The following is a 21,793-nucleotide window of genomic DNA, read 5'->3' on the forward strand; positions in this document are numbered from 1 at the left end:
TCCGCAGGAGTCGCTAGCCATGTCCCAAGATCGTGATGACGCCCCGTTCTCCGTCGATCGCCGTCGCCTGCTGCAGGGCCTCGGCGCGCTGCCGCTGGCCGGCATGCCGGCCTGGGCGCTGGCCCAGCAGTTCCCGACCGCCAAGGTCAACACCACCAAGCTCGCCGTCACCGACACCGAGGTGACGGTGGGGCAGCTGCACTCCAAGACCGGCACGATGGCCATCTCGGAGACCGGCTCGGTGCAGGCCGAGCAGCTGGCCATCGACCAGATCAACGCGATGGGCGGCATCCTCGGCCGCAAGATCAAGGTGATCTCCGAGGACGGCGCCTCCGACTGGCCGAACTTCGCCGAGAAGAGCAAGAAGCTGCTCGTCAACGACCGCGTCGCCACCGTGTTCGGCTGCTGGACCAGCGCCTCGCGCAAGGCGGTGCTGCCGGTGTTCGAGAAAGAGAACGGCCTGCTGTACTACCCGACCTTCTACGAAGGCCTGGAGCAGAGCAAGAACGTCATCTACACCGGCCAGGAAGCCACCCAGCAGATCATCTGGGGCCTGGACTGGGGCGCGAAGGAGAAGAAGGCCAAGACCTTCTTCCTGGTCGGCTCCGACTACATCTGGCCGCGCACCTCGATGAAGATCGCGCGCAAGCACATCGAGAACTTCCAGAAGGGCACGGTCAAGGGCGAGGAGTACTACCCGCTGGGCCACACCAACTTCAACTCGCTGATCAACAAGGTCAAGGTCGCCAAGCCCGACTGCATCTTCGCGGCGGTGGTAGGCGGCTCCAACGTGGCCTTCTACAAGCAGCTCAAGGCCGCCGGCATCACCGGCGACAAGCAGTTCCTGCTGACGCTGTCGGTGACCGAAGACGAGATGACCGGCGTGGGCGGCGAGAACTTCGCCGGCTTCTACTCGTCGATGAAGTACTTCCAGTCGCTGACCAACGACAACAACAAGAAGTTCGTCGAGGCCTTCAAGGCCAAGTACGGCAAGGACGCCGTGATCGGCGACGTGACGCAGGCCGGGTACCTGGGCCCGTGGCTGTGGAAGGCGGCGGTCGAGAAGGCCGGCAGCTTCGACGTCGACAAGGTGGTCGCGGCCTCGCCCGGCATCGAACTGAAGACCGCGCCCGAGGGCTACGTGAAGCTCGACGCCAACCACCACCTGTGGAGCAAGGCGCGCATCGGCCAGGGCATGCCCGACGCGACCTTCAAGGTGGTGGCGGAGTCGCCCGAGCTGATCAAGCCGGACCCGTTCCCCAAGGGATATCAATAAGAGGCCGAGCCCTCCCCCCGCCCTCTCCCGCACGCGGGAGAGGGGCCCGAAGACGCAAACACCAGGACGCCGCGATGACCTTCACCGACATGATGAACATCGGCCTGATGCAGGGCTTCGCGGGCCTGAGCCTGTTCGCGGTGCTGCTGCTGATGGGGCTGGGGCTCGCGATCATCTTCGGCCAGATGGGCGTCATCAACATGGCGCACGGCGAGTTCATGACGATCGGCGCCTACACCATCTTCCTCGGCTCCACGCTGACCGAGAAGTTCGCGCCGACGCTGGTGCCCTACTACTTCCCGGTCGCCATCGTGCTGGCCTTCGTGTTCGCCTTCATCGTCGGCTGGGGCGTCGAGTGGGGCCTGATCCGCCACCTCTACAAGCGCCCGCTCGACACGCTGCTCGCCACCTGGGGCGTGAGCCTGGGGCTGCAGCAGGTCTTCCGCACCTTCATCGGCCCGAAGGAAGTGAGCCCGACGCTGCCCGACTGGCTGCTCGGCTCCTGGGCGCCGCACGAGGGGCTGGACATCCCGATCAACGGCCTGTTCGTGCTGGGACTGACCGCGCTGGTCACCACGCTGGTGCTGATCGCGCTCTACAAGAGCCGCTGGGGCCTGCGCGTGCGCGCAACGGTCAGCAACCGCACGATGGCCAACGCGATCGGCATCAACACGATGAAGACCGACCGCCTGACCTTCGCGATCGGCTGCGGCATCGCCGGTGTCGCCGGCGCGGCCTTCACCACCATCGGTTCCACCGGGCCCACCTCCGGCTCGCTCTACATCGTCGACGCCTTCCTGGTGGTCACCTTCGGCGGCGCGGCCAGCCTGTTCGGCACCGTGGTCTCGGCCTTCGGCATCGCGCAGACGCAGTCGATCTCCGAGTTCTTCATGACCGGCTCGATGGCCAAGGTGCTGACGCTGTCGCTGATCGTGCTGATCCTGATGTTCCGCCCGCAAGGCCTGTTCGCCGTCAAGGTCCGGCGCTGACACCGTTTTCCGACGCAGAGGACCCCTTCCCATGAAATCGCTGCTCGCGTGGTCTAAGAACTCGGGGCTCGGCAGCCTGCTGCTGCTGATCCTGCTGCTCGCGGTCGTGCTGCCGCTCACGCTGGACATCTTCCGACTCAACCTGGTCGGCAAGTACCTCACCTATGCCTTCGTCGCTGTCGGCCTGGTGATGGTGTGGGGCTACGGCGGCGTGCTGAGCCTGGGCCAGGGCGTGTTCTTCGGGCTCGGCGGCTACGCGATGGCGATGTTCCTGAAGCTCGAGGCCTCCGACCCGGAGACCACCAAGATCCAGACCACGCCGGGCATCCCCGACTTCATGGACTGGAACCAGATCACCGAGCTGCCGATGATGTGGCTGCCGTTCAAGAGCCTGCCGCTGAGCCTCATTCTGGTGATCGCGGTGCCCACGCTGCTGGCCTGGATCATCAGCTTCGCGATGTTCAAGCGCCGCGTCGGCGGCGTGTACTTCGCGATCATCACGCAGGCGGTCGCGCTGATCCTCACGGTGCTGATCATCGGCCAGCAGGGCTACACCGGCGGCGTCAACGGCATGACCGACCTGAAGACCGTGCTCGGCTGGGACACGCGCACCGACAGCGCCAAGTACATCCTCTACTACCTTTGCGTGGCGCTGCTGGTGGCCAGCATCCTGCTGTGCCGCTGGATCCAGACCAGCAAGCTCGGCACCCTGCTGCTGGCGATGCGCGACAAGGAAGACCGGGTGCGCTTCTCCGGCTACGACGTCTCCAACTTCAAGATCTTCACCTTCTGCCTGGCCGCGGCGCTGTCGGGCATCGGCGGCGCGCTGTTCTCTCTGCAGGTGGGCTTCATGTCGCCCAGCTTCGTCGGCATCGTGCCGTCGATCGAGATGGTGATCTTCGCGGCGGTCGGCGGGCGCATGAGCCTGGTCGGCGCCGTCTACGGCACGCTGCTGGTCAACGCCGGCAAGACCTTCTTCTCGGAGAGCTTCCCGGACCTGTGGCTGTTCCTGATGGCCGCGCTGTTCATCGGCGTGACGCTGGCCTTCCCGATGGGGCTGGCCGGACTGTGGGAGAGCCACGTGAAGCCGTGGTGGACGAAACGCCAGGCCGACCGCCGATCGACCCGGGAGCGCGTGGCCGCCGCGCACGCCGCCTACCCCGATGCGCCGCCCAAGCCTGCCCGCGCCACGCCGCCATCCGGCGATTCGAAGCTGCCCGGCGGCGTGAGCGGCCAGCGCGCCTGAACCGAGGACCCATGACATGAGCAACACCGACTTCGCGCTGGCGGTCGAGGACCTGACGGTCTCCTTCGATGGATTCAAGGCCATCGACAAGCTCACGCTCTACATCGACAAGAACGAGCTGCGCGTGATCATCGGCCCGAACGGCGCCGGCAAGACCACGCTGCTCGACCTGATCTGCGGCAAGACCAAGGCGAGCCACGGCAGCATCCGCTTCCAGAACACCGAGCTCACCAGGATGGCCGAGCACAAGCGCGTGCGCCTGGGCATCGGCCGCAAGTTCCAGACACCGTCGATCTACGAGAACCTGTCGGTGTTCAAGAACCTCGAGGTGTCCTTCCCCAAGGGCCGCTCGGTGGCCGGCGCGCTGTTCTTCAAGTGCGACGACACGGTGAAGGCGCGCGTGCAGGTGGTGGCCGAGGAGATCGGCCTCGCCGAGCTGCTGGAGACCGAGGCCGGCCTGCTGAGCCACGGCCAGAAGCAGTGGCTCGAGATCGGCATGCTGCTGATGCAGGAGCCCGAGCTGCTGATGCTCGACGAGCCGATCGCCGGCATGAGCGCACGCGAGCGCGAGCTCACCGCCGAGCTGCTGCAGCGCATCTGCAAGAACCGCGCGGTGATCGTGATCGAGCACGACATGGACTTCGTGAAGCAGATCGCCCACAAGGTGACCGTGATGCACCAGGGAAAGATCCTCGCCGAAGGCTCGATGGACAAGGTGCAGAACGACCCCAAGGTCATCGACGTCTACCTGGGCCACTGAGGACACCATCATGCTCAACGTCAAGAACCTGCACGTCGCCTACGGCCAGAGCGAGGCCCTGCACGGCATCGACTTCTCGGCCAAGAAGAACGAGACGGTCGCGATCATGGGCCGCAACGGCATGGGCAAGACCACGCTGTTCAAGTCGCTGATCGGCATCCTGCCGCTGAAGTCGGGAACGATAGCGATCGACGGCCAGGACGTCTCCAAGGACGAGAGCTACCGCCGCGTCTCCAAGGGCATCGCCTACGTGCCGCAGGGCCGCATGATCTTCCCGACGCTCAGCGTCGAGGAGAACATCCAGACCGGCCTGGAGAACGCCAAGCACAAGGAGATCCCGGAAGAGATCTACGCGCTGTTCCCGGTGCTGTTCGACATGCGCCGCCGCAAGGGCGGCAACCTGTCGGGCGGCCAGCAGCAGCAGCTCGCGATCGCCCGCGCGCTGGTCACCAACCCCAAGGTGCTGCTGCTCGACGAGCCAACCGAAGGCATCCAGCCGTCGATCATCAAGGACATCGCGAAGGCGCTCAACGAGATCCGCAAGATGCGCGAGATCACGATCGTGGTCTCCGAGCAGGTGCTGAGCTTCGCGATGGACGTGGCCGACCGGCTGTTCGTCATCGAGGGCGGCCGGCTCGTGCACGAGACCCCGCGCGCCAGCACCGACGTGGCCCACATCAAGCAGTACCTCTCCGTTTGACCCCCCCCAAGCGCCCCGCGACAACCCCGCCCAAGGAGCCCCTCATGACCGACACCCTGATCAAGGTCGACCTCACGAAGTCGCCCACCGAGAACGAGATGATCCACAACCGCTGGCACCCGGACATCCCGATGGCCTGCTGGGTCAAGCCGGGCGACGACTTCATCCTCGAGACCTTCGACTGGACCGGCGGCTTCATCAAGAACAACGACAGCGCCGACGACGTGCGCGACATCGACCTGACCACGGTGCACTACCTGTCGGGCCCGGTGGGCGTGAAGGGCGCCGAGCCCGGCGACCTGCTGGTGGTGGACCTGCTCGACATCGGCGCCAAGCCCGACAGCCTGTGGGGCTTCAACGGCTTCTTCAGCAAGAAGAACGGCGGCGGCTTCCTCACCGACCACTTCCCGCAGGCGCAGAAGTCGATCTGGGACTTCCACGGCATGTTCACCAGCTCGCGCCACGTGCCCGGCGTGCAGTTCGCCGGCCTGATCCACCCCGGGCTGATCGGCTGCCTGCCGGACAAGAAGATGCTCGACCTGTGGAACGAGCGCGAGACCGCCTTCATCGCGACCGACCCCGACCGCGTGCCCGCGCTGGCCTGCCCGCCGTTCGCCGCCACCGCCCACATGGGCAAGATGACCGGCGAGGCCAAGGCCAAGGCCGCCGCCGAGGGTGCGCGCACCGTGCCGCCGCGCGAGCACGGCGGCAACTGCGACATCAAGGACCTGTCACGCGGCTCCAAGATCTACTTCCCGGTGTACGTGGACGGCGCCGGCCTCAGCGTGGGCGACCTGCACTTCAGCCAGGGCGACGGCGAGATCACCTTCTGCGGCGCGATCGAGATGGCCGGCTGGGTGCACATGAAGGTGAGCCTGATCAAGGGCGGCATGGCCAAGTACGGCATCAAGAACCCGATCTTCAAGCCCAGCCCGATCACGCCGCACTACAACGACTACATCATCTTCGAGGGCATCTCGGTCGACGAGCACGGCCAGCAGCACTACCTCGACGTCCACGTGGCCTACCGCCAGGCTTGCCTGAACGCCATCGAGTACCTGAAGAAGTTCGGCTACTCCGGCGCGCAGGCGCACTCCATCCTCGGCACGGCGCCGGTGCAGGGGCACATCAGCGGCGTGGTCGACATCCCGAACGCCTGCGCCACGCTGTGGCTGCCGACGCAGATCTTCGACTTCGACATCAACCCCAGCGCCGCCGGGCCGGTGAAGTACCTCGACGGCTCGATCGACATGCCGCTGTCGCCCGACCTCTGAGTCCCCCGAGGCCGCCGCCATGCCCACCTACGACTACGCCTGCCCCGCGTGCGGCGGCTTCGACGCCTTCCGCACGCTGTCCGCCCGCAACGAGCCGGCCACCTGCCCCGACTGCCAGCGCGAGTCGCCGCGCGTCTTCGTCAGCGCGCCACGGCTGGCGCTGATGGCCGGCAGCACCCGCAGCGCGATCGAGGTCAACGAGCGCGCGCGACATGAGCCGAAGAGCTCGCGCGACTACCAGCGCCTGCGGCACCCGTCGGGCTGCGGCTGCTGCTCCTCCGGCGCGTCCACGCGGCGCGGCGCCACGGTGACCGCGGCCAACGGCGCCAAGGCCTTCCCGAGCAAGCGGCCGTGGATGATCAGCCACTGACGGACACACCCTGCGACAGGCAGCGCGACCGGTTCGCGCAGAATCGCGACTGGCCGGCGCCCCGCGGGACGCCGGCGCACCGTCCGCGAGGAGCGAGCCCATGCGCAAGACCCCCGTCATCGCCGTTGCCCTGATCGCCTGCGCGGCCGCCGTGGCCGCAGAGGAACCATCCAAGGTGAAACAGGCCGCGAGCGCGACCGGCGAAGCCGTGTCGAACGCCGCGGTCAAGACCGGCGAAGCCATCGAGCGTGGCGCGAAGAAGACCGGCGCCGCGATCGAGCGCGGCGCGCACAAGGCCGGCGAAGCCATCGAGACCGGCGCCGAGGCCACCGGCCGCGCGGTCCGCAAGGGTGTGCGCAAGACCGGCGAGGTGATCGAGAGCGGCGGGCAGAAGCTCAAGTCGGTTGGCAGCTCGGGCGCGTCCTCGTCATCGCCGTCCGACTGAGCGCCGCGACGGCTCAGCTGCAGGGCCGCGTCGCCGCGGACGCGGCCGACCGACGCCCGCCCAGCGTCAGCCAGGTCAGCAGCAGCGCGCACAGCGCCGCGGCCGCCATGCCGGCCACCATCGGCCGCGCGCTGCCGTCGGCAAAGCCGCTCATCAGCGCGATCACCACGGCACCGAGCACCAGCTGGAGCGTGCCCATCAGCGCCGACGCGGCACCGGCGATCTCGCCGTGGTCGTCGAGCGCCATCACCGAGGTGGTGGGCACCACCAGGCCGAGGAAGCCGTAGCCGACGAGCATGACGACGATCATCACGTCGAGCCTGTCGATGCCGGCCAGGTTGAACGCCAGCAGCGCACCCAGCGACAGCGCGAAGCCCAGCACCGCCACCCGCACGATGCTCGCGAGGCCGAAGCGTGCCGTCAGCCGGCCGGCGAACTGCGACACGCCGATGAACGAGGCCGCGTTCACGCTGAACGCCAGGCTGTACTCGCGCGGCGTCAGCCCGTAGTGGCCGATGAAGACGAACGACGAGTTGGCCAGGAAGATGAAGAAGCTGGCCATGCCGAAGGCCCCGATCGCGGTGAGCCCCAGGAAATGCCGGTCGCGCAGCAGCAGCGCGAAGGCGCGCAGCGTGCTCGCCACATCGCTCTGCGTGCGCTGCGCGGCAGGCCGCGTCTCCTCCAGCGTCAGCGCCACCAGCAGCAGGCCCACCACGCCGATGCCGGTGACCGCCCAGAAGATCGCGCGCCAGCCGGCGGCGTCGATCACGAAGCTGCCGATCAGTGGCGCGAGGATGGGCGACACGCTGAACACCAGCAGCAGCAGCGACATCAGCCGCGTGGCCTCCACGCCGGTGTGCAGGTCGCGCACGATGGCGCGCGGCACCACGATCGGCGCGCCGCCGCCCAGGCCCTGCAGGAAACGGAAGGCGATCAGCCAACCGATGTCGGGCGCGAGCGCGCAGCCCACGCTGCCGACGATGAACAGCCCGATGCCGACGTACAGCGGCGGCTTGCGGCCGAACATGTCGGAGGCCGGGCCGTAGACCAGCTGGCTGATCGCGAACGACACGAAGAATGCCATCAGGCTCATCTGCACCGCGTGCACGTCGGCCTGCAGCGCGCTGCCGATAGCCGGCAGCGCGGGCAGGTACATGTCGATCGCGAACGGACCGATCGAGGACAGCAGGCCCAGCACCAGGGCCCTGCGCAGGAAAGTCGAATTCATCGGGGAAGGAAGAGGGGACGCGGGCAGCCGCCAGCGCCGAAGCCGCCGATCATCCCCGAATCGCGTGCGCGGCGTGCGCGCACGGGCAACGAGCGCACACGTCCGGCGCGCCCGCTTGACCGCCGTCAAGGACAGCCCCCGCCCGCGGCCCTAGCCTTCGGCGTTCCGATCCGCCTGCGTTCGCGCCACCCGCCTCCGATGCCTGCTGCCTGTCCCGACCTCGCGCCCCCGTCCGCCGCCCCGAGCGCCATCCCCCACCGCAAGCTGATCCGCGCCTGGCTGGCGCCGCTGGCCTCGCGCAGCACGGCCTACGCGCTCGCGCTGACGCTCGTCGACCTGCTGCTGCTGGGCGCCGCACTGACCGCCACCGTGGCGTTCGAGACGCTGCCGATGAAGCTGCTGGCAGGCATGGCGGCCGGCTTCGTGATCGGCCGCCTGTTCATCCTCGGCCACGACGCCTGCCACCAGAGCCTCACGCCGCACCGTCGGCTGAACCGCTGGCTCGGCCGCCTGGTGTTCCTGCCCTCGCTCACGCCCTACAGCCTGTGGGAGGTGGGGCACAACGTGGTGCACCACGGCTACACCAACCTGAAGGGCTTCGACTTCGTCTGGGAGCCGCGCACGCTCGAGGCCTACCGCGCGCTGCCGCGCTGGCGGCGCAGGCTCGAGCGCGTGTACCGCAGCGGCTGGGCACCCTGGCTCTACTACCTGGTGGAGATCTGGTGGAACCGGCTGCTGTTCCCGAACCGGCGCACCATGCCGACGCGGCGCGCGGCATTCTTCTGGGACGGCGTGCTGGTGGTCGCGGGCGCGGCGGCATGGATCGCCGGCCTGGTGGCGGCCGCGGCGGCCACCGGCCAGTCGGCCACGTTCCTGGTGCTGACGGGCTTCGTGCTGCCCTTCGTGTTCTGGAACGGCATGATCGGCTTCGTGGTCTACGTGCACCACACGCACACCGGCGTGGCGTGGTACGAGGACAAGCGGCGCTGGGCGGACGCCCAGCCCTTCGTGTCCACCACGGTGCACCTGACCTTCCGCTCCTTCATGGGCAGCGCGCTGCACCACATCATGGAGCACACCGCGCACCACGTGGACATGAGCGTGCCGCTGTACCGGCTGAAGCGGGCGCAGCGGCTACTGGAAGAGCGGCTCGCGGGGCACATCGTCGTGCAGCCGTTCTCGTGGCGCTGGTACGCCGACACCGCGCGGCGCTGCAAGCTCTACGACTTCGAGGCGGGTTGCTGGACCGACTTTTCGGGTCGCCGGACCAGCACGCCGTTGGCTGCGGGGTGAAGCGTTTGCGTTGCGCGTCGTCGATGTGTGGGGTGGCAGAGGCCATCGAGTGGCCGACACAAATGTGAGCTGCGACGGCGAACACCCATGACGGTGGTGGATCAGGCCGGTGGGGCGCTCTGCGAAGCGAAGTAGAGGAGGAGCCGCCCGGCCTGCAGGGGCGGGCGGCGGGGGACATGAGCGCACCAGAGCGCCCCGCCGGCCTGATCTCGCGCCAGACGCGCACCCATCTCGTCTGTTCGAACGCAACCGCCTATCAAACCGGAAACTGCGTCGTCGACAGCACCTGCTTGAGCACCATGAACGAGCGGATCTGTCGCACGCCCGGCAGGTGCAGCAGCTGCTCGGCATGCAGGCGATTGAAGCTGTCGTTGTCGCGCGTGCGCACCAGCATGAAGTAGTCGAACTCGCCGGTCACCACGTGGCACTCCATGCAGCCCGACACCCGGGCGGCGGCCTTCTCGAAGTCGGCGAAGGAGTCGGGTGTGGAGCGGTCCAGCACCACGCCGATCATCACCAGCATGCCGGCGTCCAGCGCGGCCGGGTTCAGCAGCGCGACGATGCCCTTGATCAGCCCCGCCTGCTTGAGCCGCTCGACGCGGCGCAGGCAGGCCGGCGCGCTGAGGTTCACCTTGGCGGCCAGCGCCACGTTCGACACCGAGGCGTCGCGCTGCAGCGCCCGCAGGATGGCCTTGTCGGTGCGGTCCAGGCTCGCCGGGGGCGGTGGTGTCGTCGCACGAGAGGGCGCGACACATTGACGAACTTTTGTTGCGCACATTTTTTATTTCAAGCAATTCAAAGATTAATTCATGCCGGTCGGCCTATCTATGCTGCGCAATAACGGCCTTCTTTGCAACCCTGGTTTCAGACGATTTTCCTAAGATGACGACCATCGTCTTCGCCCTCGCAGGAACCCCGCCATGAACCTCCAGCGCTTCCCTCGCCATCCGCTCACCTTCGGGCCCACGCCCATCCAGCCGCTCAAGCGCCTGAGTGCGCACCTCGGCGGCCAGGTCGAGCTCTACGCCAAGCGCGAGGACTGCAACAGCGGCCTCGCCTTCGGCGGCAACAAGACCCGCAAGCTCGAGTACCTGATCCCCGAGGCGCTGGCGCAGGGCTGCGACACGCTGGTGTCGATCGGCGGCATCCAGTCCAACCAGACGCGCCAGGTCGCCGCGGTGGCGGCCCACCTCGGCATGAAGTGCGTGCTGGTGCAGGAGAACTGGGTCAACTACTCCGACGCGGTGTACGACCGCGTCGGCAACATCGAGATGTCGCGCATCCTCGGCGCCGACGTGCGGCTCGACGCCGCTGGCTTCGACATCGGCATCCGCCCGAGCTGGGAGCAGGCGATGGCCGACGTGCGGGCCGCCGGCGGCAAGCCCTTCCCCATTCCCGCCGGCTGCTCCGAGCACCGGCTCGGCGGCCTGGGCTTCGTCGGCTTCGCCGAGGAGGTGCGCGCGCAGGAGGCCGAGCTCGGCTTCAAGTTCGACTACATCGTGGTCTGCTCGGTGACCGGCAGCACGCAGGCCGGCATGGTGGTGGGCTTCGCGGCCGACGGCCGGGCCGAGCGCGTGATCGGCATCGACGCCTCGGCCAAGCCCGAGCAGACCCACGCGCAGATCCTGCGCATCGCGCAGAACACGGCCGAGCTGGTGGGCCTGGGCCGCGAGATCACCGCGCAGGACGTGGTGCTCGACACCCGCTACGGCGGCCCCGAGTACGGCCTGCCGAGCGAGGGCACGCTGGAGGCCATCCGCCTGTGCGCGCGCCAGGAAGGCATGCTCACCGACCCGGTGTACGAGGGCAAGTCGATGCACGGCATGATCGACAAGGTGAAGCGCGGCGAGTTCCCCGCCGGCTCCAGGGTGTTGTACGCCCACCTCGGCGGCGTGCCGGCGCTCAACGCCTACAGCTTCCTGTTCCGCAACGGCTGAGCCGGCGCCGACGACGAGGCGGGTGCCGCGCCCGCCCCGTCACCCTCCGCCTGCGGCGGAAAGATCGCCTTGCGGATCACCGCGTGCACGCCCCAGTTGCCGTCGGCGACCTGTGTCACGCCGAAGTCCACCGCCACCGACATCAGCGACAGCGCCTCGTCCTCGTCCAGCCCGTGGGCCTGCATCAGGTAGCGGCGCGCCTTGCGGAAGGCGTCGCGCATCGCCAGGTCCAGCGAGGACTTCTGGTAGACCTGGGTCTGTGCCTGCGCGCCCAGCTCGGCCAGGTGGTTGGCGAAGCTGAAGCCCTGCACCACCCAGGCGTCCTCGGCATCGAGGAAGGGGTGGTTCAGGTCGGCGAGGAAGCCGTCGGCGATCTGCGCGCGCTTGTGCAGCACGAGCTGGAAGCTGCCGGTCAGCGAGCACTCGATCGCGGTGCCGCAGACCTCGCCATCGCCCTGCGAGGCGTGCGGGTCGCCCACCGAGAACAGCGCGCCCTCCACCGACACCGGCAGGAACAGCCGCGCGCCCTTGCCGGCGCGCCAGTTGTCGAGGTTGCCGCCGAAGTAGCCCGGTGGCACCGAATCGATCAGCCCGCTCTCCTTCGGCGCCACCGCCAGCAGGCCGAAGTGCGGGCGGATCGGCACGCGCGCCTTCGCCAGCACGCCGTAGCGCTTGTCGACGCTGGCGGGGTCGACCGGCACGCCGGGGTAGTCGATGGTCTCGTGGCGCACGCCGTCGGGGTCGGTCTGCGGCGTCCAGCGGAAGCTGTAGACGGCCTTCGCATACGGCTCCGCCACGTCGGTCTGCAGCTCGTAGAGCGTGACCACCTCGCGCTTCTTCGGCTCGGTCAGCAGGTCGTGGTACTGGTAGCCCCACCAGGCCGCGGCATTGCTGCCGAACAGCTTGCCGCGATGCTGCGGGTGGCAGCTCGGGCGTGCACGGATGTCGAGGATGCGCACCTCCAGCACGTCGCCGGTCTCGGCGCCCCGCACGTGGACCGGCCCGGTGCAGATGTGCACGCCGAAGCCCTCGCCCGCGCCGCGGCCGAACACCGACGCGTCCATCGGCCCGGCGCCGCGCCGCGCCACCGCCTTGCGCGTGGCGGTCCAGTGGAACACGCTCTCGGCGCCGGGGTCGCCGTCGATCATGCGTTCGCGGTCGTCGCTGGCGTGCTGGGTCAGCGTCTCGATCGTCACCACGTCGCCCGAGCGCACGCTGATCACCGGCTTCAGCGTGCGGCTCAGGTAGCCCCAGTGCACCGTCCGGTCGGACACCGGGATGTAGTGGTATTCGGGCGCATGCCCGGCGCCGGGCAGCGCCTCCGGGAACCCCGCCTCCGCGGCGTGTGGCACCGCGCGCTTCGGCGCGAGCGCCAGCGCCAGCGCGTAGCGCTCGTGGTCCGTCAGCACCGCCTCGAACTGCCGGCGGCGCGCCTCGGGCGTGTCGGCCACCGCGGCCGCGCGCGCCGAGCTCGCGGTCGCCACGCCGGCCGCCGGCGCGCCACGCTGCGTGGGGCCCGCCGCCGCATCGGCCGGCGGCGCGGCGCGGTAGGCCTTGGGCGAGACACCGAAGCGCGCAGTGAACGCGCGGCTGAAGTTGGCCGCATCGCCGAAGCCCCAGCGGAAGCACAGCTCGGCGATCGTGAAGTGCGCCAGCGCGCGGTTGGCCAGGTCGAGCCGGCAGCGCTCCAGGCGGCGCGCCTTCAGGTACTCGCCGAAGCTGGCCGACGCGGCCTTGAACAGCTTCTGGATGTAGCGCGGCGACAGCCCCTCCAGCGCCGCGATCGCCTCCAGCGTCAGCTCGGCGTCGCCGAGCCGCGCCTCGACCGTGCGGCACACGCGCCGCAGATGGCCGAGCTGCACCGACGTGGAGTCGTCCGGTGACGCCGCGGCCTGCGCGTCTTCATCGTCCACGTGCGACAGGCAGGTGACCAGCAGCTCCATCAACGTCGCCTCGATCGGCAGCAGCTCGTGGCGGCCCAGCTGGTCCAGCTCGTCGGCGATCGAGCGCACCAGGTTCAGGCAGACCGCGCCCACGCCGGTCTTCGGCGAGATGGTGTTGAGGTCCTGCCCGCTGGTGCGCACCAGGCGCAGCACGAAGCTCGCCGATTCGAGCCGGATCACCACCGCCCGGAAATCGGTATTGAGCTCCACACGCCAGGGCCGCGCCGGGTCGAGCAGCACGATGCCGCCGGCCGCCAGCGCCACCGACTCCTGCCCCTCCACCACCAGGCCGCTGCCCTCCAGCAGCGCCAGCATCAGCACCGTGTGGCCGCCGCGCCGTGCGTTGCCGGGGTGCGGCAGCCACACCTGCGGCGACGAGCCGAGCCGCGCGAACACCGATTCCAGCGCCGAGCTGCGCGCCGACACGTAACCGGCCAGCGGCGGTGCGTCGTAGGCCGGCGCGGCCGGGGCCATCAGCACCTTGGCCATCACCTCGGCCCAGGCGGCCGGGCGCAGGTCTTCCGGGAAGGCGTCGGTGGAGAAGCGGCGGAGGTCGTCGAGCATGGTGGTGCATTCCCGGTCCGGGGTGCCGGGCTTCATGCATGGAGCGCGCCCGGCGGCGGCGCAGCGCACCCCCCTCCAAGCCGCCGACAAGTTTTTGGGCGCTGCACGACAAGCGCCGCCGGCCACCGGGCCAACACACTGCCCTCGTCGCTTCCATCCACACCTTCACGAGGGGTTCACACCATGTACGAGCACATCTGCGGTCCCGGCTGCAACCACGGCCCTGCCACGCCCGAGGCCGAGGCAGAAGTCCGCGAGGAGTTCAAGGTCGCGCGCCGCAGCTTCCTGCGCGACGCGCTGGCGGTCGGCGGCGCCACCGTGTCGGCGGCCTCTCTGAACGTGGCGATGACGCCCAGCGCCTTCGCGCAGAGCGCCGCGAAGCCGGGCTCGGGGCTCACCTCGCACTACTACATCCCGGCCTCGGCCGGCACCGTGCTGTGGGGCTACTTCAGCAAATCGGCCAAGCCGGTGGTGGAAGTGGAGTCGGGCGATTTCGTGACCATCGAGACCCTGACCCACCACGCCAACGACGACGCCGAGCGCATGATCAAGGGCGACCCCGGCGCCGAGAGCGTGTTCCACTGGGACGCCAAGAAGAAGGGCGTGAACCGCCGTGGCGCCGGCGCGATGGACGCCAAGGTGGGCGCCGGTGGCGGCGAAGGCGTGCACATCTGCACCGGGCCGGTGCGCATCAAGGGCGCGGAGCCGGGCGACATCCTGGAAGTGCGCATCGTCGACGTGGCCACGCGGCCCAGCGCCAACCCGGCCTACAAGGGCCGCGCCTTCGGCAGCAACGCCGCCGCGTGGTGGGGCTTCCACTACGGCGACACGATCACCGAGCCGAAGAAGCGCGAGGTGATCACCATCTACGAGGTCGACGCCACCGGCGAGCGCAACTGGGCGCGCGCGGTCTACAACTTCAAGTGGACGCCGCAGACCGACCCCTTCGGCGTGGTGCACCCGACGATCGACTACCCCGGCGTGCCGGTCGACCACCGCACCATCACCAAGAACGAGAATGTGCTGAAGAACATCCGCATCCCGGTGCGGCCGCACTTCGGGACCATGGGCGTGGCGCCGGTCGAGGCCGAGATGGTGAACTCCATCCCGCCCAACTACACCGGCGGCAACATCGACAACTGGCGCATCGGCAAGGGCGCCACCGTCTACTACCCGGTGGCCGTGCCCGGCGCCATGTTCTCGGTGGGCGACCCGCACGCGTCGCAGGGCGACTCCGAGCTCTGCGGCACCGCCATCGAGTGCTCGCTGACCGGCACCTTCCAGCTCATCCTGCACAAGAAGGCCAGCCTGCCCGGCACGCCGCTGGCCGAGCTGAAGTACCCGCTGCTCGAGACGCAGGACGAGTGGCTGCTGCACGGCTTCAGCTACGCCAACTACCTGGCCGAGCTGGGCCCCAATGCGCAGAACGACATCTACAGCAAGTCATCGGTCGACAAGGCGCTGCGCGACGCGTATCACAAGATGCGCCATTTCCTGATGACCACGCAGGGCCTGGGCGAGGACGAGGCGATCTCGCTGATGTCGATCGCGGTCGACTTCGGCATCACCCAGGTAGTGGACGGCAACTGGGGCGTGCACGCGGTGGTGAAGAAGAGCATCTTCCCCGCGCGCGGCGGCTGAGCGCCGGGCTAGCGCGGCAGCTGCGGTGGCGGCAGCAGGCGGTCGAGCTTGTCGTCCACCTCGCCCACGTAGGCCGACAGCGTGCGGGTGGACTCGGCGAGCTGCTCCTGCAGCTGGCGCTCCAGCTGTTCGATGCGCGCACCCAGCTCGCGTGTGGTGGCGGCGCCCTGCGCCTCCATCCGGCGCAGCTCGCCGTCGAGGAAGGCACGCAGCTCGGTGAAGCGCGAGGCCTCGGCGGTGTCGGCCAGCTCGCGGTGCGACTTGAGTTCCTTCGCGGTGCGGCGGGCCTCCATGATCACGCCGGCCTGCTGGAACACGATGTAGACCAGGAACAGCGCCACCAGCACGCCGCTGGCCACCAGCAGGATCAGGCCGAGCGGCGCGTTCACCTCGGCGAAGCCCAGGGTCAGCAGGGTCGGCGCCGTGATCGCGGGCCAGTTGAGCAGGGCGAACAGCCCCAGCGCGGCCACGGCCGCGGCAATCGCCAGTGCGCGAAGGTTCATCGATGCGGCTCCTCGGTGCATGTCGGGGGGCCGACCATACACCGAGGCCGCCCCGGCGCGGCTCAGGCCTCGACGATCACCTGGAAGCCGCCGAAGATCATGCGCTGGGCGTCGAAGGGGCATTGATCCATGCCGTCCTTCAGCCGCGGGTCGGCCATGGACTTCTCCATGCCGCTGTCGCGCGTCTTGCGGTCGGGCCAGGTGATCCACGAGAACACCACGGCCTCGTCGTCCTTGCGCTTCACCGCCATCGGAAACGACGTGAGCTTGCCTTCCGGCACGTCGTCGCCCCAGCACTCCACGACGCTCAGCGCGCCGTGATCCTTGAACACCACCGAGGCCTTCTGGGCGATCTGGGTGTAGGCCTCACGCTGGGCGGTGGGCACGGCCAGCACGAATCCATCGACATAGTTCATCGCGGTTCTCCTTGAGGGGTTGATGTCCTGACACGACGATCCGGCACCCGCGGAATCGACAGCGCCTGACCCACGCATGCATCGGGACGTCCCGGCGCAGCGCCGGTGCGAGGCTTCACCCTACGCCTGTCGAGATGTCCGACCCGTCGGGTGCGACATGCGCCTAGGATGTGCCGCGGCAGCCGCCAGGAGACCCCTTGGAAACGACCGAGAACCACAAGCCCCCCGCCACCATCGCCCGCCTCGCGGCCGGCACGCTGGACGCCGCCACGCTGGCGGACGACACGCTGACCCGCATCGACGCGCAGGAGGCCGCGCTGGGCGCCTTCGCTGCGCTGCTGCCGCTCGACGTGGCCCGGCGCGAGGCCGCCACGGCGCAGCGCGAGCGCCGCGGTCCGCTGCACGGCCTGCCGGTCGGCGTGAAGGACATCGTGGACACCGTCGCGCTGCCCACCGCCTACGGCTCGCCCGTCTACGCCGGTCACCGACCGCGCAGCGATGCCGCGCTGGTGGGCGCGATCCGCCGCGCCGGCGGCGTGGTGATCGGCAAGACCACCAGCACCGAGTTCGCCTACCTGCACCCCACCGCCACGCGCAACCCCAACGCACCGGGCCGCACGCCGGGCGGCTCGTCGGCCGGTTCGGCGGCCGCGGTGGCGGCCGGGCTGCTGGAGCTGGCGATCGGCACGCAGACCGGCGGCTCGGTGATCCGGCCTGCGTCGTACTGCGGCGTGGTGGGCTACAAGCCCAGCTTCGGCTGGCTGCCGACGGCCGGCGTGCGCTGCTTCTCGTGGTCGCTCGACACCGTGGGGCTGTTCACCCGCACGGTCGCCGATGCGGCGTTCTTCGCCCAGGCGCTGGCCGGGCGGCGCTTCGCGGCCACGCGGCCCGCACCGACCGCGGCCCCGCGCTTCGGCGTGGTGATCGACTACCCGTGGGGTCCGCTGTCCCCGGCCATGGCCACCGCGTTGCAGGAGGCCGCGACGCGGCTGCGCACGGCCGGCCACACGGTGAGAGAGGTGCGCCTGCCGGCCTGGGCCGCCGAGGCCTTCGAGGCCCAGGCCACCGTGCAGGGCTGGGAGGCGGTGCGCGCCCTGCACACCGAGCTGACGCAGCACGCCGATGCGCTGTCACCGCTGCTGCGCGACTACCTGCGCGAGGCGTCAAGGACGATCGGCGACGCCGACTACGACGCCGCGCAGCGCATCACCGCCGCCGCACGCGAGGCCCTGGCCGAAGACGGCCTCGCCGCACACGGCGTGGACGTGCTGCTCACGCCCGGCGCGCCCGACGAAGCACCGCTGCTCAGCGAGCACAGCACCGGCGCGGCCAGCTACAACCGGCTGTGGACGCTGCTGGGCACGCCCTGCGTCGGCGTGCCGGGCCTGCGCGGCCCGCACGGCGCGCCGCTGGGGCTGCAGGTGACCGGCGCGCGCGGCGCCGATGCGGAGTGCCTGCGCGCCGCGGCCGTGCTCGAAGCACTGCTGCTGCCGCGCTGAGGCGGCGCCCGGCTACTTCCTGCAGTCGCCACCCACCGACACCGAGCCGTCCTTGCACTCGGTGAGCAGGGGCTCGTCGCGCGGCCGGGCCGTGACCGTGGGCGCGGAGGCCGCGGCCACGCTGCCCTCCTCACCACGCGTGTAGACGATCTTCTTCGTGCCCAGCTCGCAGCTGCCCACCACCTTGGCGGAGGCGCCCACCGCGGCATCGGCATCGACCGTGGTGACCGTGTAGTGCGTGGCGCCCGAGGCGCGCACCTTCGCGTCGATGCGCTCGCGCAACTGCTCGCAGCTCTGCGCCGCACCGGCCACGCCGGTGACACCACAGAGCAGCACGGCTGCGCCTATGCACAGAGAAAAGGAGAGCTTGGGGATCCGCATCGCGCGCCCGCCTTGAAGAAGAAGAAAACCCGAACGAAGGGCAGTCTAGCGGCGGGCCCTGTGACGAAACGTGAGGAACGGCGTCGTCAGTGTTCGGCGGGCCGCGCCGCCACGGGACTCTCGCCCGGGGGTCTGGCGGCGGGGTCGAGCAACGCGCTTCGGGCGTAACCGGGGTGCGCGTTCTCCAGCTCGACGATCAGGTCGTCGACCTGCGCGAGGAACTCCTCGCGGCCGGTGTGCGGGCCCTGCAGGAACAGCGCCGACGAATGCTCGGCGAGCCGATGCTCGCCGGCCATGCGGGCCCAGCGCCGGACTTCACAGTACAGGAGCAAGGCCAGTCGGCCCAGGTCGCCGCTCCTGCGCGCGTGCCGGAGGTCTCCGAGAAGATCCTCCAGCCCGAGCTGCAGCCGCAGCGACGAGGCGCTCATGGCACGCTCTGGCCGTGAATCAACCGCGCTTGGTCTTGGCGGCCTTGATCACCGAGCCGGTCACGGCGGCGTAGTTGGCTTCGGCGGTCTCGGCAGCCTGGCGGCCGGCCTTCTGCAGACCGTCGAAGGCGTTGTTCATGGTCGCCAGCGACGACTTGAACAGCGCGATGCCGTTGACCGCACCTTCGGGCGCGTTCTTGCCGGCAGACTCGACCAGGGCGACGAACGAGCTCTGCGCCGCAGCGGCCTGCTCGGCAGCGAGCTTCTCCACGTCGGCCTTGATGCCGGCGACGATGCCGTACACCTGCTTGCCGTAGGCGGTGGCCTTTTCGGCAGCGGCCTGCAGCGGGGCAGCCTGCAGCGCCAGCAGCGCTTGCGGGTCCTTCGCCGACAGCGCGGCACGCCCGGTTTCGGCGGCTTCGTCGAGGCCGGCCTTCGCGACCTGCAGGTTGAGCGCGGTGAGCTGCTCGACGCCCTGGAAGGCCTTGGCGGTCAGGCCCATCATGGCTTCGAAGTTGGCCTTGTTGGTGGCAGCGAATTGTTCGGTGTTCAGCATGGGAAGCTCCAGTCGATCGGGGTGAGGGGTAGACAGATTTTGTTGCGATGCAGCATGACCTCATCTTACTGAAAGATTCGGCGAATGGGGCACGGATTTGTTGCGTTGCAGCAATCTAGAGGCAAGTTCCTAGAACCCCACCGCTCGGGCCCCGGCGCGGGCCCGGTCGCTCCGCGCAGTACCCTGCCCCGATGGACTCCCTGATCGCCGCCGCCGCACGCGCCCTGGCCGCCGGCGACGCCCTGGGCGCGCTCAAGCGCGTGGCGCTGCGCGATGACCCGCCGGCGCTGGCGCTGCGCGGCATCGCGATGGCGCAGCTGGGCGAGCATGCGCGCGCCCGCGAGCTGCTGAAGCGCGCCGCGCGCCGCTTCGGCAACGGCCACGAGGCCCTGGCCCACGCCCGCTGCGTGGTGGCCGAGGCCGAGGTGGCGCTCGCGGTGCGCGACCTGCGCGGCGCGCCCGGCACGCTGGCCGCCGCGGCGGCTGCGCTGGACGCACGCGGCGACCGCGCCAATGCGCTGCAGGCGCGGCTGATCGCGGTGCGCCGGCTGCTGCTGCTCGGCCGGCTGCAGGAGGCCGAGGCGGCGCTGAGCCCCCTCGACGACCCCCTGCGCGGCGATGACGAAGCCAGCGGGCCCCCGGCGCTGCGCGCCGTGGCCGCACTGGCCGCGGCCGAGCTGGCGTGGCGCTCGCTGCGCACCGCGCCGGCGCAGGCGGCCCTGGCCCGTGCCCACGCCGCAGCTCAGCGCTCCGGCGTGCCCGCACTGCAGGCCGAGGTGGCCGAGGCGCGCGCCGCGCTCGAGCGCCCTGCCGCGCGGCGCCTGCTGCCCACGGGCCAGGAACAGCCACTGCGCCTGGCCGAGGTGGAAGCGCTGCTCGCCTCCGGCGCGCTGGTGGTCGACGCCTGCCGCCGCGGCCTGCACGGCGGCGGCGGTACCTGGCTGCCGCTGGCGCGCCGGCCGCTGCTGTTCGCGCTGGCGCGCGCGCTGGCCGAGGCCTGGCCCGGCGACGCTGACCGCAACGCGCTGATCGCCCAGGCCTTCCGCACCCGCCGCCCCGACGAGACGCACCGCGCCCGGCTGCGCGTGGAGATCGGCCGCCTGCGGAAGCTGGCCGCGCCGCTGGCGCGCGTGGAAGCCACCGAGCGCGGCTTCCTGCTCGTGCCGCCAGGTCAGGACGGTGATGCCGCTGCCGCGGTGGTGGTGCTGGTGCCACCCCTCGACGGCGACCGCGCCTCTCTGCTGGCGCTGCTGGCCGACGGTGCCGCGTGGTCCACCTCGGCACTGGCGCTGGCGCTGGGCGCGAGCCAGCGCACGGTGCAGCGCGCGCTGGTGGAGCTGGAGGCCGCGGGCCGCGTGCGCGCCATCGGGCGGGCCCGCGCGCAGCGCTGGCTGGCGCCACCGCTGGCCGGATTCACGACGAACTTGTTACTCCCTGCCGCGCTGCCGCTCACGTAGATTGGGTTCCACCGCATCAGCCATGACGCGCAACGAAAGGAACCCGACCATGAGCAGCAGCAGCAACAGCAGCACCCTCCAATCCACCTCACCGGCGCGCACGGCACCCGCAGAGATCGTGCGCGAGTACGGCCCCTTCGACGGCGCCGAGCGCATCCACGGCGTGACGCACGACGGACAGCGCGTGTGGGCCGCCACCGGCGAGCGGCTGGTGGCCTTCGACCCCGCGAGCGGCGAGACCACGCGCACGCTGGCCTGCGCCGCCGACGCCGGCACCGCCTTCGACGGCAAGCACCTGTACCAGATCGCCGAGGCGCGCATCGACAAGATCGACCCGGCCACCGGCCAGGTGCTGGCATCGATACCCGCGCCCGGCGAGGGCCGCGACTCGGGGCTCACCTGGGCCGAGGGCAGCCTGTGGGTGGGGCAGTACTTGGACCGCAAGATCCACCAGATCGACCCCGCCACCGGCAAGATCCTGCGCACCATCGAATCCAACCGCCACGTGACCGGCGTGACCTGGGTGGACGGCGACCTGTGGCACGGCACCTGGGAAGGCGACGAGAGCGAACTGCGCCGCATCGACCCCGCGAGCGGCGGCGTGCTGGAGCGGCTGGAAATGCCCGCCGGCACCGGCGTGAGCGGGCTGGAGTCGGACGGGGCCGGGCTGCTGTATTGCGGCGGGGGGGCGAGTGGGAAGGTGCGGGCGGTGAGGAGGCCGAGGCGGGCGGGCACCTGAGCCGGCCGGCTTCCGCGCTCAACCCGCCCCACGGAAAAATTTTCAGCCGTGCGCTTTTTATGCCAACGGCCGCGTGAACGGGAGCTTTTTCTTCAGCGAGGAGGAGAGGGTTCCCGATCGTCGACGTTCAGGTCGCCTTGGGTTCGCT

Annotated in this window: 22 protein-coding genes; 14 read left to right on the forward strand and 8 right to left on the reverse strand. The window is 69.9% G+C overall.

Features of this window, described 5'->3' with window-relative positions; all coding sequences use genetic code 11:
• Positions 1-19 precede the first annotated feature (19 nt).
• The 8 genes from urtA (at position 20) to MPE_RS18160 (ending at position 7,060) form a co-directional block, all read left to right on the forward strand.
• Positions 20-1,276 carry an urea ABC transporter substrate-binding protein gene (urtA, locus tag MPE_RS18125; RefSeq protein ID WP_011831160.1) on the forward strand — a complete coding sequence of 419 codons (1,257 nt, stop codon included), beginning with the start codon at positions 20-22 and terminating at the stop codon, positions 1,274-1,276.
• A gap of 74 nt (positions 1,277-1,350) precedes the next feature.
• Complete coding sequence (gene urtB, locus MPE_RS18130; protein ID WP_011831161.1) at positions 1,351-2,265, forward strand: urea ABC transporter permease subunit UrtB; 915 nt, start codon at positions 1,351-1,353, stop codon at positions 2,263-2,265.
• 31 nt (positions 2,266-2,296) lie between these two features.
• Positions 2,297-3,511 carry an urea ABC transporter permease subunit UrtC gene (urtC, locus tag MPE_RS18135; protein ID WP_011831162.1) on the forward strand — a complete coding sequence of 405 codons (1,215 nt, stop codon included), beginning with the start codon at positions 2,297-2,299 and terminating at the stop codon, positions 3,509-3,511.
• 16 nt (positions 3,512-3,527) lie between these two features.
• Positions 3,528-4,271, forward strand: a complete 744-nt coding sequence (gene urtD / locus MPE_RS18140; protein ID WP_011831163.1) for an urea ABC transporter ATP-binding protein UrtD — start codon at positions 3,528-3,530, stop codon at positions 4,269-4,271.
• A 10-nt stretch (positions 4,272-4,281) separates the two neighbouring features.
• A complete protein-coding gene (gene urtE / locus MPE_RS18145; protein WP_011831164.1) occupies positions 4,282-4,971 on the forward strand; it encodes an urea ABC transporter ATP-binding subunit UrtE in 690 nt (229 codons plus the stop codon).
• Positions 4,972-5,015: 44 nt separating this feature from the next.
• Complete coding sequence (gene fmdA / locus MPE_RS18150; protein WP_011831165.1) at positions 5,016-6,245, forward strand: formamidase; 1,230 nt, start codon at positions 5,016-5,018, stop codon at positions 6,243-6,245.
• Positions 6,246-6,264: 19 nt separating this feature from the next.
• On the forward strand, positions 6,265-6,615 hold the full coding sequence (locus tag MPE_RS18155; RefSeq protein ID WP_011831166.1) for an FmdB family zinc ribbon protein: 351 nt from the start codon (positions 6,265-6,267) through the stop codon (positions 6,613-6,615).
• Positions 6,616-6,715: 100 nt separating this feature from the next.
• Positions 6,716-7,060, forward strand: a complete 345-nt coding sequence (locus tag MPE_RS18160) for a hypothetical protein (RefSeq protein ID WP_011831167.1) — start codon at positions 6,716-6,718, stop codon at positions 7,058-7,060.
• A gap of 13 nt (positions 7,061-7,073) precedes the next feature.
• Here the strand turns inward: MPE_RS18160 and MPE_RS18165 are convergent, their stop codons facing one another.
• Complete coding sequence (locus tag MPE_RS18165; protein ID WP_011831168.1) at positions 7,074-8,288, reverse strand: multidrug effflux MFS transporter; 1,215 nt, start codon at positions 8,286-8,288, stop codon at positions 7,074-7,076.
• Positions 8,289-8,486: 198 nt separating this feature from the next.
• Here MPE_RS18165 and MPE_RS18170 point away from each other — a divergent pair, with 198 nt between their 5' ends.
• Complete coding sequence (locus MPE_RS18170) at positions 8,487-9,581, forward strand: fatty acid desaturase (RefSeq protein WP_011831169.1); 1,095 nt, start codon at positions 8,487-8,489, stop codon at positions 9,579-9,581.
• 256 nt (positions 9,582-9,837) lie between these two features.
• Here the strand turns inward: MPE_RS18170 and MPE_RS18175 are convergent, their stop codons facing one another.
• Positions 9,838-10,359: an Lrp/AsnC family transcriptional regulator gene (locus MPE_RS18175; RefSeq protein ID WP_011831170.1), complete on the reverse strand. Its 522-nt coding sequence runs from the start codon at positions 10,357-10,359 to the stop codon at positions 9,838-9,840.
• 142 nt (positions 10,360-10,501) lie between these two features.
• On the opposite strand from MPE_RS18175, the gene MPE_RS18180 reads away from it, so the two are divergent.
• Entirely contained in the window at positions 10,502-11,518 is a 1,017-nt protein-coding gene (locus MPE_RS18180; protein ID WP_011831171.1) for a 1-aminocyclopropane-1-carboxylate deaminase, read from the forward strand.
• On the opposite strand, the gene MPE_RS18185 is transcribed toward MPE_RS18180, so the two are convergent.
• A complete protein-coding gene (locus MPE_RS18185) occupies positions 11,491-14,025 on the reverse strand; it encodes an acetamidase/formamidase family protein (protein ID WP_011831172.1) in 2,535 nt (844 codons plus the stop codon). The genes MPE_RS18180 and MPE_RS18185 overlap by 28 nt on opposite strands.
• Before the next feature lie 183 nt (positions 14,026-14,208).
• Here MPE_RS18185 and MPE_RS18190 point away from each other — a divergent pair, with 183 nt between their 5' ends.
• Positions 14,209-15,666, forward strand: a complete 1,458-nt coding sequence (locus MPE_RS18190) for an acetamidase/formamidase family protein (RefSeq protein ID WP_011831173.1) — start codon at positions 14,209-14,211, stop codon at positions 15,664-15,666.
• A gap of 8 nt (positions 15,667-15,674) precedes the next feature.
• On the opposite strand, the gene MPE_RS18195 is transcribed toward MPE_RS18190, so the two are convergent.
• The gene (locus tag MPE_RS18195; protein ID WP_011831174.1) at positions 15,675-16,169 is read right to left on the reverse strand and encodes a hypothetical protein; all 495 of its coding nucleotides are present in this window, start codon (positions 16,167-16,169) and stop codon (positions 15,675-15,677) included.
• 62 nt (positions 16,170-16,231) lie between these two features.
• Positions 16,232-16,585: a DUF1428 domain-containing protein gene (locus MPE_RS18200; protein ID WP_041929753.1), complete on the reverse strand. Its 354-nt coding sequence runs from the start codon at positions 16,583-16,585 to the stop codon at positions 16,232-16,234.
• Between the two features lie 197 nt (positions 16,586-16,782).
• Between MPE_RS18200 and MPE_RS18205 the strand changes: the two genes are divergently transcribed.
• Complete coding sequence (locus tag MPE_RS18205) at positions 16,783-18,084, forward strand: amidase (RefSeq protein WP_011831176.1); 1,302 nt, start codon at positions 16,783-16,785, stop codon at positions 18,082-18,084.
• 12 nt (positions 18,085-18,096) lie between these two features.
• On the opposite strand, the gene MPE_RS18210 is transcribed toward MPE_RS18205, so the two are convergent.
• From MPE_RS18210 to MPE_RS18220, 3 genes are all read right to left on the reverse strand, one after another.
• Positions 18,097-18,420, reverse strand: a complete 324-nt coding sequence (locus tag MPE_RS18210; protein ID WP_237706344.1) for a DUF1161 domain-containing protein — start codon at positions 18,418-18,420, stop codon at positions 18,097-18,099.
• Positions 18,421-18,551: 131 nt separating this feature from the next.
• Entirely contained in the window at positions 18,552-18,893 is a 342-nt protein-coding gene (locus MPE_RS18215; protein ID WP_011831178.1) for a hypothetical protein, read from the reverse strand.
• A 19-nt stretch (positions 18,894-18,912) separates the two neighbouring features.
• A complete protein-coding gene (locus MPE_RS18220; RefSeq protein ID WP_011831179.1) occupies positions 18,913-19,449 on the reverse strand; it encodes a phasin family protein in 537 nt (178 codons plus the stop codon).
• Between the two features lie 191 nt (positions 19,450-19,640).
• On the opposite strand from MPE_RS18220, the gene MPE_RS18225 reads away from it, so the two are divergent.
• Positions 19,641-20,906, forward strand: coding sequence for a hypothetical protein (locus MPE_RS18225; protein WP_011831180.1), 1,266 nt, complete (start codon positions 19,641-19,643; stop codon positions 20,904-20,906).
• Positions 20,907-20,955: 49 nt separating this feature from the next.
• Complete coding sequence (locus tag MPE_RS18230; RefSeq protein WP_049820842.1) at positions 20,956-21,645, forward strand: Vgb family protein; 690 nt, start codon at positions 20,956-20,958, stop codon at positions 21,643-21,645.
• The last annotated feature ends 148 nt before the right edge of the window (positions 21,646-21,793 follow it).

Source organism: Methylibium petroleiphilum PM1 (assembly GCF_000015725.1).
In the GTDB taxonomy this organism is placed as follows: Bacteria; Pseudomonadota; Gammaproteobacteria; order Burkholderiales; family Burkholderiaceae_C; genus Methylibium; species Methylibium petroleiphilum.

What these genes read in the sequence shown, in the direction of transcription:
- urtA (WP_011831160.1), top strand. Translation starts at nt 20, where the DNA reads ATGTCCCAAGATCGTGATGACGCCCCGTTCTCCGTCGATCGCCGTCGC.
- urtB (WP_011831161.1), top strand. Translation starts at nt 1,351, where the DNA reads ATGACCTTCACCGACATGATGAACATCGGCCTGATGCAGGGCTTCGCG.
- urtC (WP_011831162.1), top strand. Translation starts at nt 2,297, where the DNA reads ATGAAATCGCTGCTCGCGTGGTCTAAGAACTCGGGGCTCGGCAGCCTG.
- urtD (WP_011831163.1), top strand. Translation starts at nt 3,528, where the DNA reads ATGAGCAACACCGACTTCGCGCTGGCGGTCGAGGACCTGACGGTCTCC.
- urtE (WP_011831164.1), top strand. Translation starts at nt 4,282, where the DNA reads ATGCTCAACGTCAAGAACCTGCACGTCGCCTACGGCCAGAGCGAGGCC.
- fmdA (WP_011831165.1), top strand. Translation starts at nt 5,016, where the DNA reads ATGACCGACACCCTGATCAAGGTCGACCTCACGAAGTCGCCCACCGAG.
- MPE_RS18155 (WP_011831166.1), top strand. Translation starts at nt 6,265, where the DNA reads ATGCCCACCTACGACTACGCCTGCCCCGCGTGCGGCGGCTTCGACGCC.
- MPE_RS18160 (WP_011831167.1), top strand. Translation starts at nt 6,716, where the DNA reads ATGCGCAAGACCCCCGTCATCGCCGTTGCCCTGATCGCCTGCGCGGCC.
- MPE_RS18165 (WP_011831168.1), bottom strand. Translation starts at nt 8,288, where the DNA reads ATGAATTCGACTTTCCTGCGCAGGGCCCTGGTGCTGGGCCTGCTGTCC.
- MPE_RS18170 (WP_011831169.1), top strand. Translation starts at nt 8,487, where the DNA reads ATGCCTGCTGCCTGTCCCGACCTCGCGCCCCCGTCCGCCGCCCCGAGC.
- MPE_RS18175 (WP_011831170.1), bottom strand. Translation starts at nt 10,359, where the DNA reads ATGTGCGCAACAAAAGTTCGTCAATGTGTCGCGCCCTCTCGTGCGACG.
- MPE_RS18180 (WP_011831171.1), top strand. Translation starts at nt 10,502, where the DNA reads ATGAACCTCCAGCGCTTCCCTCGCCATCCGCTCACCTTCGGGCCCACG.
- MPE_RS18185 (WP_011831172.1), bottom strand. Translation starts at nt 14,025, where the DNA reads ATGCTCGACGACCTCCGCCGCTTCTCCACCGACGCCTTCCCGGAAGAC.
- MPE_RS18190 (WP_011831173.1), top strand. Translation starts at nt 14,209, where the DNA reads ATGTACGAGCACATCTGCGGTCCCGGCTGCAACCACGGCCCTGCCACG.
- MPE_RS18195 (WP_011831174.1), bottom strand. Translation starts at nt 16,169, where the DNA reads ATGAACCTTCGCGCACTGGCGATTGCCGCGGCCGTGGCCGCGCTGGGG.
- MPE_RS18200 (WP_041929753.1), bottom strand. Translation starts at nt 16,585, where the DNA reads ATGAACTATGTCGATGGATTCGTGCTGGCCGTGCCCACCGCCCAGCGT.
- MPE_RS18215 (WP_011831178.1), bottom strand. Translation starts at nt 18,893, where the DNA reads ATGAGCGCCTCGTCGCTGCGGCTGCAGCTCGGGCTGGAGGATCTTCTC.
- MPE_RS18220 (WP_011831179.1), bottom strand. Translation starts at nt 19,449, where the DNA reads ATGCTGAACACCGAACAATTCGCTGCCACCAACAAGGCCAACTTCGAA.
- MPE_RS18225 (WP_011831180.1), top strand. Translation starts at nt 19,641, where the DNA reads ATGGACTCCCTGATCGCCGCCGCCGCACGCGCCCTGGCCGCCGGCGAC.
- MPE_RS18230 (WP_049820842.1), top strand. Translation starts at nt 20,956, where the DNA reads ATGAGCAGCAGCAGCAACAGCAGCACCCTCCAATCCACCTCACCGGCG.